The organism is Azohydromonas lata NBRC 102462 (genome assembly GCF_001571085.1).
Taxonomy (GTDB): domain Bacteria; phylum Pseudomonadota; class Gammaproteobacteria; order Burkholderiales; family Burkholderiaceae_C; genus Azohydromonas; species Azohydromonas lata.
Genome location: NZ_BCTC01000043.1, coordinates 43,320 through 49,524, shown reverse-complemented (window position 1 = coordinate 49,524; position 6,205 = coordinate 43,320). Strand labels below are relative to the sequence as shown.

5 protein-coding genes are annotated in these 6,205 nt (G+C 74.3%); 3 read left to right on the top strand and 2 right to left on the bottom strand.

Features of this window, described 5'->3' with window-relative positions:
• Positions 1-269 precede the first annotated feature (269 nt).
• Positions 270-1,637: a MerR family transcriptional regulator gene (locus ALA01S_RS35470; protein ID WP_066338041.1), complete on the bottom strand. Its 1,368-nt coding sequence runs from the start codon at positions 1,635-1,637 to the stop codon at positions 270-272.
• A gap of 108 nt (positions 1,638-1,745) precedes the next feature.
• Here ALA01S_RS35470 and ALA01S_RS16050 point away from each other — a divergent pair, with 108 nt between their 5' ends.
• From ALA01S_RS16050 to ALA01S_RS16040, 3 genes are all read left to right on the top strand, one after another.
• Positions 1,746-2,795, top strand: a complete 1,050-nt coding sequence (locus ALA01S_RS16050) for an NAD(P)/FAD-dependent oxidoreductase (RefSeq protein WP_066338040.1) — start codon at positions 1,746-1,748, stop codon at positions 2,793-2,795.
• 7 nt (positions 2,796-2,802) lie between these two features.
• Positions 2,803-2,985 carry a DUF2256 domain-containing protein gene (locus ALA01S_RS16045; protein WP_066338039.1) on the top strand — a complete coding sequence of 61 codons (183 nt, stop codon included), beginning with the start codon at positions 2,803-2,805 and terminating at the stop codon, positions 2,983-2,985.
• 491 nt (positions 2,986-3,476) lie between these two features.
• A complete protein-coding gene (locus tag ALA01S_RS16040) occupies positions 3,477-4,250 on the top strand; it encodes an SDR family NAD(P)-dependent oxidoreductase (RefSeq protein ID WP_066338038.1) in 774 nt (257 codons plus the stop codon).
• Positions 4,251-4,883: 633 nt separating this feature from the next.
• Here ALA01S_RS16040 and ALA01S_RS16035 read toward each other — a convergent pair.
• A complete protein-coding gene (locus ALA01S_RS16035; protein ID WP_066338036.1) occupies positions 4,884-6,137 on the bottom strand; it encodes a patatin-like phospholipase family protein in 1,254 nt (417 codons plus the stop codon).
• Between the last annotated feature and the right edge of the window lie 68 nt (positions 6,138-6,205).

Sequence of the window (6,205 nt, the reverse complement as noted above, 5' to 3'; positions counted from 1 at the left end):
GGGGTGCGAAGCGCCTGGGCTCACGGGATGCCAACGACGGCCGACTTTCTCCGGACGGATGCCAACGACAGCCGACTTTCTCCGGACACCAGTGCGCCGGCGCGGGCATCACGAAGTAGCAGGCGCAACCGATCCACTTGCGGGCTGCGGGCTGCGGGCTGCGGGCTGCGGGCTGCGGGCTGCGGGCGGCTGCGGGCGGCTGCGCCTTACACGTCGCGCCGGCAGTCGTTCCAGGCTGGGGCTTGTCCTTCACCTTCCGCTCGCCGTCGTCACACCCCCTCCCCCGGCAGCATCAGCCCCTCCTGCACCGCCAGCCGCTCCAGCGCCTGCTCGAACAGCGCGCGCGCGGTGCCGGCGACCTGGCCCAAGTAGGCGTGCAGCGCGGCGTCGGCCGGGTCGCGGTGGGCGCACTCGGCGCTGTAGGCCTCGAAGCTGGAGAGCTGCATCAGCAACTCGGCCACGTGGCGCGGGCACTCGCAGGCGATGGTGCTGGATAGCCCCGCGAAGTCGGCCAGCGCCGCGTCGTCCCAGCGCCGCGGCGACACCACCAGCGGCAGCGGCAGCGGGCTGCACGAGGCCTGCAGCCAGGCCGCCAGCGAGCGGTCGTCCTGCGGCGAGCGCAGCAGCAGCAAGCCCGCCGACTCGAACGCCGCGCTCAGCGCCGAGGTCGCAAAGCCGTAGAGCACGTGCACGCGCCGCGCGCCGCTGCCTTGCGCCAGCGCCTGCAGCCGCGGCAGCTCGGCCGCGCGCAGCGTCGCGCACTGCAGCAGGACGGCCTCGGCCGCCGGCACGCCGCCGGCCTCCAGCGCGGCCATGGCCTCGTCCAGCGTCTCGAACACCTGCACCGGCAACGGACGGCGGCCCAAGCGGTCGCGCAACAGCGGCCGCTCCAGCCGCCGCGCCAGCATGGAGCCCACCACGATCACCCGCCACGCGCCCACGGGCGCGGCCGGCGCCTTCACCGCATCGCCCGGCGGCGCGGCTTGTGGCGCGAGGGCGCCGCCACCCTGCGCCACGCCGGCCCGTGCACCCGCCGCAGCACCCGCCGCCGCAACCGGTGTCGCCTGCGCCTTGTCCACGACCGCCACGGGTGGCGGCACGGAGGCGGGCGACGGCGCAGCGGGCAACGTCGCCGTGGCCGGCCGGCGCCCGCGCCGCGCGCCACGCGTCGCGTCCTGCGCCGGGACCGGTGCGGCAGGGCTTGAATCGGATTCGCCGCCCTCTGAAACGCTTGAATCCGATTCAACCGATTCACTGTTCAGGAGCGAAGCTTGAATCGGTATTGCATCCATCGCCATGGCCGCCCGCCGCGGCGCGGCCAGCACGCCCGCGTGCGTGGAGGCCACCTGGCGCAGCGCCTGCAGGTCCAGCGGCGCCAGCGAGCCGATGGCGTGGCCCAGCGCGGTGAGCTGGCGCAGCAGGGCCAGGCGCTTCACGTCCGACGCCGAATAAAGCCTGTGCCCGGTGGGCGAAGTCGCCGGCGCGGCCACGCGGTAGCGGCGCTCCCAGATGCGCAGCGTCGCCACCGGCATGCGCAACATGCGCGCCACCGCGCCGCTGCGGTAGCGGGGAACGGCGTCGTCGCCGCCGTCGCCCAGGTCCATCGCGTCCGCCGCGCCCGCCTGCTCCTTCGCCATGGCCGTCCTTTCCGGGTGAGTCAATGTTGAATCGGATTATGTGCGCTGCAGTGTCAGCCATTGCAGCATGTGAATCACTATTGAAGTCAGCCTGAGTAGAGTACTCCCATGTCTTCCTCCGAGCTCATTTCCGGCCGTCCTCCGCGCGTGGCGGTGGTCGGCGCCGGCCTGGCCGGCACCACATGCGCGCGCCGCCTGGCGGACGCCGGCTGCGCGGTGTTTCTCTTCGACAAGTCGCGCGGCTTGGGCGGACGCATGGCCACGCGCCGCGCCGAGTGGATAGACGCCGACGGCGCCGTGCACCGCGCCGCCTTCGACCACGGCGCGCCGGCCTTCAGCGCGCGCTCCGCGGCATTCCAGGCCTTCATCGATGAGGCCGCCAGGGAGGGCGTCCTGGCGCGCTGGGAGCCCGTCATGGCGCCCGGCAGCCACAGGAGCCTCGACGGCCTCGCCCTCTGGGTGGCCACGCCGGACATGCCCGCGCTGTGCCGCCGCCTGGCCGGCGAGCTGCCGCTGTCGCGCAGCCGCGCCGTGGACGAGATCGCGCGGTCCGGCGACGGCGGCTGGCGGCTGCTGGCCCAGGGCGAGCTGCTGGGCGACGGCGTGTTCGACGCCGTGGTGCTGGCCATGCCCCCGGCCCAAGCCGCCGCGCTGCTGGCCCCGCACCGCGACGACTGGGCCCGCCACGCCCGCGCCGTGCCCATGCAGCCCTGCTGGACGCTCCTGGGCGCCGAGGCCGGACCCGCCCCGGCCTGGGACGCCGCCTGGCCCGAGCGCGGCCCGCTGGCCTGGGTGGTGCGCAACGCGTCCAAGCCCGGCCGGGCGGCGGACAGCGACGGCCTCAACCGCTGGGTGGTGCACGCCACCGCGGCCTGGACCGCCACCTTCTTGGAAAGCCCCGCCGACGCGGTGCAGGCGCAACTGCACGCGGCGCTGGAGCGCGCCCTGGGCCGCAGCGTGCGGTGGACCCACGTGGCCGTGCACCGCTGGCGCTACGCGCTGGCGCCGCGCACGGCGTCCGCCCACCAGCCCTGCTGGTGGGACCCGGCACTGGGCTTGGGGGTGTGCGGCGACTTCTTCAGCGGCGCGGGGGTGGAAGGGGCGTGGCTCTCGGGGCGGGCGCTGGCGGCGGCCATCGTCCCGGACCCGGCGGCCTGAAACAGCCATGGACGCGCGCCCAGGGTTCAAGGGCCACAAGCAGGCGCTGCCGCGCAAGGCCTGCGCCACCTGCGGGCGCGAGATGAGCTGGCGCCGCGCCTGGGCCCGCTGCTGGGACGAGGTGCGCCACTGCTCCGAGCGCTGCCGCCGCCGGCGCGCCGCGCCGCAAGCCGCCGGCCATGGCGGCTGAGCGCCGCCCCGGGGCCCTGCGGGCTCAGGGCCCGCGCCGTGGGCGCGCCGCCTGCCGTGACGGCGGAACCTTGGGCCCTGCACCGGCCTCCAGAGCACCAGGGCCCGCCCTGCCGCGGCCGCGCGCTCACGGCGCCGCGCCCGCACAGGCGGACACCCATGCGCCTCCGCCTGGACGCTTCGCCGGTGCATCGAAGATGGACAGGGGTTGCGAGGCCGACGGCCCAGCCGGCATGGGTGTCCGCCTGTGGGGGTGCGGGCGGTGAGCGCAGCGCAAGCCGCGTCCGCCCCGCGCAGGCCACCAGGGACGCGGTTTGCCCCTTCGCCACCCTGTACTGGGATTTCCTGTCGCGCCACGGGCAGCGGCAACGCGCGCATGGCGCTGTCGTTGCGCAACCCGGCGCGGCTGGACGCGGTGCAGCGCGAGGCCATCGCCACGCTGCGGCGACGCCGTGCCGCGACAACTCGAACCGGACCCCACGGAGGCAAGCGATGGAACTGAGCAAGGACGCATGGGTGGCTGACGGCGCACCGCAGGTGGCGCTGGTGACGGGTGCGCGCGGCGGCATAGGGCGCGCGGTGGTGGCGCAGTTGCGCGCGCAGGGCCACCGCGTGGCGGCGGTGGGCCGCGACGCGGCGGGGCTGGCGGAGGTGGAGGCGCACGCCCACATCGCCGCCGACACCACCACGCCGGAAGGCGCCGCCGCCGCGGTGGCCGAGTGCTGGAGCACCTTGGGCGGTGCGCCCACGCTGCTGGCGCACTGCGTGGGCAGCACGCTGATCGCGCCGCTGCACCGCAGCCCGGCCGAGCAGGTGCGCGAGCTGCTGCGGGTGAACCTGGAGAGCGCCCTGTTCATGCTGCAGGCGTGGATAGAGCCGCTGCGCGGCGCGGGGCGGCCGGGCGCGGCCGTGCTGGTGTCCAGCGTGGTGGCGCGCGTGGGCGTGGCCAACCACGAGGCGATTGCCGCGGCCAAGGGCGGCGTGGAGGCGCTGGTGCGCGGCGCCGCGGCGACCTACGCCCCGCAGGGCCTGCGCATCAACGCCGTGGCCCCGGGCATGACGGCCACGCCCATGACGGCCGGCATGCTCAGCGTCCCCGCCCTGCGCGAGGGCGCGGCGCGCCAGTACCCGCTGGGCGGCGTGCAGCGGCCGCAAGAGGTGGCCGACGCCATCTGCTGGCTGCTCTCGCCCGGCGCCGGGCGGGTGACGGGGCAGGTGATCGCGGTGGACGGCGGGTTCACTTCGGTGCGGCCGCTGGTGAAGTGACGCAGGGCGCCCCGCACCCAGACCCGTCATGCCGGCTTTCGCGCACTGCTGTTCGGGGAAAGTGGTGACGCCCCGTCAGCCCTGTGGCAAGAGCGTTTCGCACCCTCATCCGCCATACCCGCGAAAGCGGGTATCCACGCCTGCCGCGGTGCTGGCGTGCAGGCACTGGCCCGGGGCAACGCAGTTCGAAGGTCCTACCTCTGCGCTCGTGGATGCCCGCTTTCGCGGGCATGACGGCGTAGAGAGGATGCGGCCCGGTTGGCTGTGGCATCCCGAGAGCCCGGGCGCTTCGCTCTTTGCTTCGTCATTCCCGCGAAGGCGGGAATCCAGGCGGCCCCACGCCGCAGCGAAGGGGCAACGCAGGCAAGCCGCGGTTTGGGCCTTGTGACGCCGGCTCATGCACTGGCGGCCGACTTGGGGACCGCCTGGGTCCCCGCCTTCGCGGGGATGACGAAGTGGGGTGCGAAGCGCCTGGGCTCACGGGATGCAAAAGGCGGCAGGGCAGAGCGCCGGCCTGCGCTGGGATGCGAAGTAGTCAGCGTGGCTGGGCAGCTTACGGCTGGCGCCCAGATGCCTTGCCCACCGACTGCCCTGCCTCGCTGCCTCAGTCCACCTTCCAACCGCCCTACCCGCTTACCCCACCGCCTTGCGGTGCTCCAGGAATTCCAGCGCCGCCTCGCGCCCAAGCGCGTCGAGCTCGATGAGGAAGGCGGGGCTGCGCAGCAGCTTGGTGGCGTAGTCCAGCACCTGGGTGTGCACGCGCGGCGTCTTGTACTTGACCTCGCGCCAGCCGCCGTCCGGCGCGGCCGGGTGCTCCGGCACGTCGGACCAGCCGTCCAGCGAGATGCCCCACAGCGCCACCTTCTTGTAGCGCCGGCGCCCCTGCTCCGAGAGCGCGCCGCCGTCGTGCATGGCGTTGACGCGGCGGATGAAGCGCTTTTCCTGCTCCAGCGAGAGGTTGCCGGCCAGCTCGTTGCGGCGGTCGGCGATCTCGGTGGCGCGCGAGGGCGGCTCGATGGCCACGCGGCCCGCGCCGTTGCGCCGCACCACGGGGTTGATGCGCACGATCCAGATCTCGTCGGCCTTGGCCTCGCGGTCCTGGAAGCCCAGGAAGTCGCTCAGGGGCGGGTTTTGCGACAGCAGCCCGTCCCAGTAGTACGCCGTGGGCGGCTCCTCGCCCTCGTCCGGCGCCGTGCCCTGGGCGTGGCGCGGGGCCTTCATGGGCGTGGCGATGCCCACGGAGGGGAACACGTCCGGCAGCGCCGTGGAGGCCACCACCTGGTCCAGCAGCGGCGGATGTTCCGGCGTGCCGATGAAAGGCTCGAACACGCCCTGGTTCACGTTGGCCGCCCCAATGAGCAGCAATGGAAAATTGCCCGGTGCCTTGTGCAGGCCCTTGAGCCGCGCCGGGTGCAGCCCGCCCGCGGACCCGGCCTCGCCCTGCAGGAAGCCCAGGTCGCCGGCGGCCTTCTCGATCTGCGAGCGCATGTGCGCCTGGATGGCGCGCGTGGCCGCGTTGGGCGTGGCGCCCAGGGCCGGCATGGCGCTTTCCATGCTGGCGATGCCGACCATGGTCAGGTTCGTGATCAGGTCGTAGGGGAAGCGGCCGAAGAGCTGCGCGGCGTTGTCCTTCCAGAAGCGCTCGACGGCCAGGGGCTCGTCGTCGGCAAAGCGCTGGCCTTCGCGCAGGCGCAGCAGGTCCAGCCAGGCCAGGTAGGCGCTGACGGCGCCGCCGGACGTGCCGCTCAGGCCCACGATCTCGTGGCCGTCGAGCACCAGGCGCTGTGCGTGGTCCACCTGCACGCGGCGCAGCAGCGCGGCCAGCACGCCGCCGGTGAAGGCGCAGTGCGAGCCCCCGCCCTGGCAGGCGATGGCGATCTTCTTCATGGAGTCCCCTGTCGTTCTGGCGTGATGCGGACCCGGCATGCGCGCCGGCCCGGCGGGGCGGATTTGAC

What these genes read in the sequence shown, in the direction of transcription:
- ALA01S_RS35470 (WP_066338041.1), bottom strand. Translation starts at nt 1,637, where the DNA reads ATGGCGAAGGAGCAGGCGGGCGCGGCGGACGCGATGGACCTGGGCGAC.
- ALA01S_RS16050 (WP_066338040.1), top strand. Translation starts at nt 1,746, where the DNA reads ATGTCTTCCTCCGAGCTCATTTCCGGCCGTCCTCCGCGCGTGGCGGTG.
- ALA01S_RS16045 (WP_066338039.1), top strand. Translation starts at nt 2,803, where the DNA reads ATGGACGCGCGCCCAGGGTTCAAGGGCCACAAGCAGGCGCTGCCGCGC.
- ALA01S_RS16040 (WP_066338038.1), top strand. Translation starts at nt 3,477, where the DNA reads ATGGAACTGAGCAAGGACGCATGGGTGGCTGACGGCGCACCGCAGGTG.
- ALA01S_RS16035 (WP_066338036.1), bottom strand. Translation starts at nt 6,137, where the DNA reads ATGAAGAAGATCGCCATCGCCTGCCAGGGCGGGGGCTCGCACTGCGCC.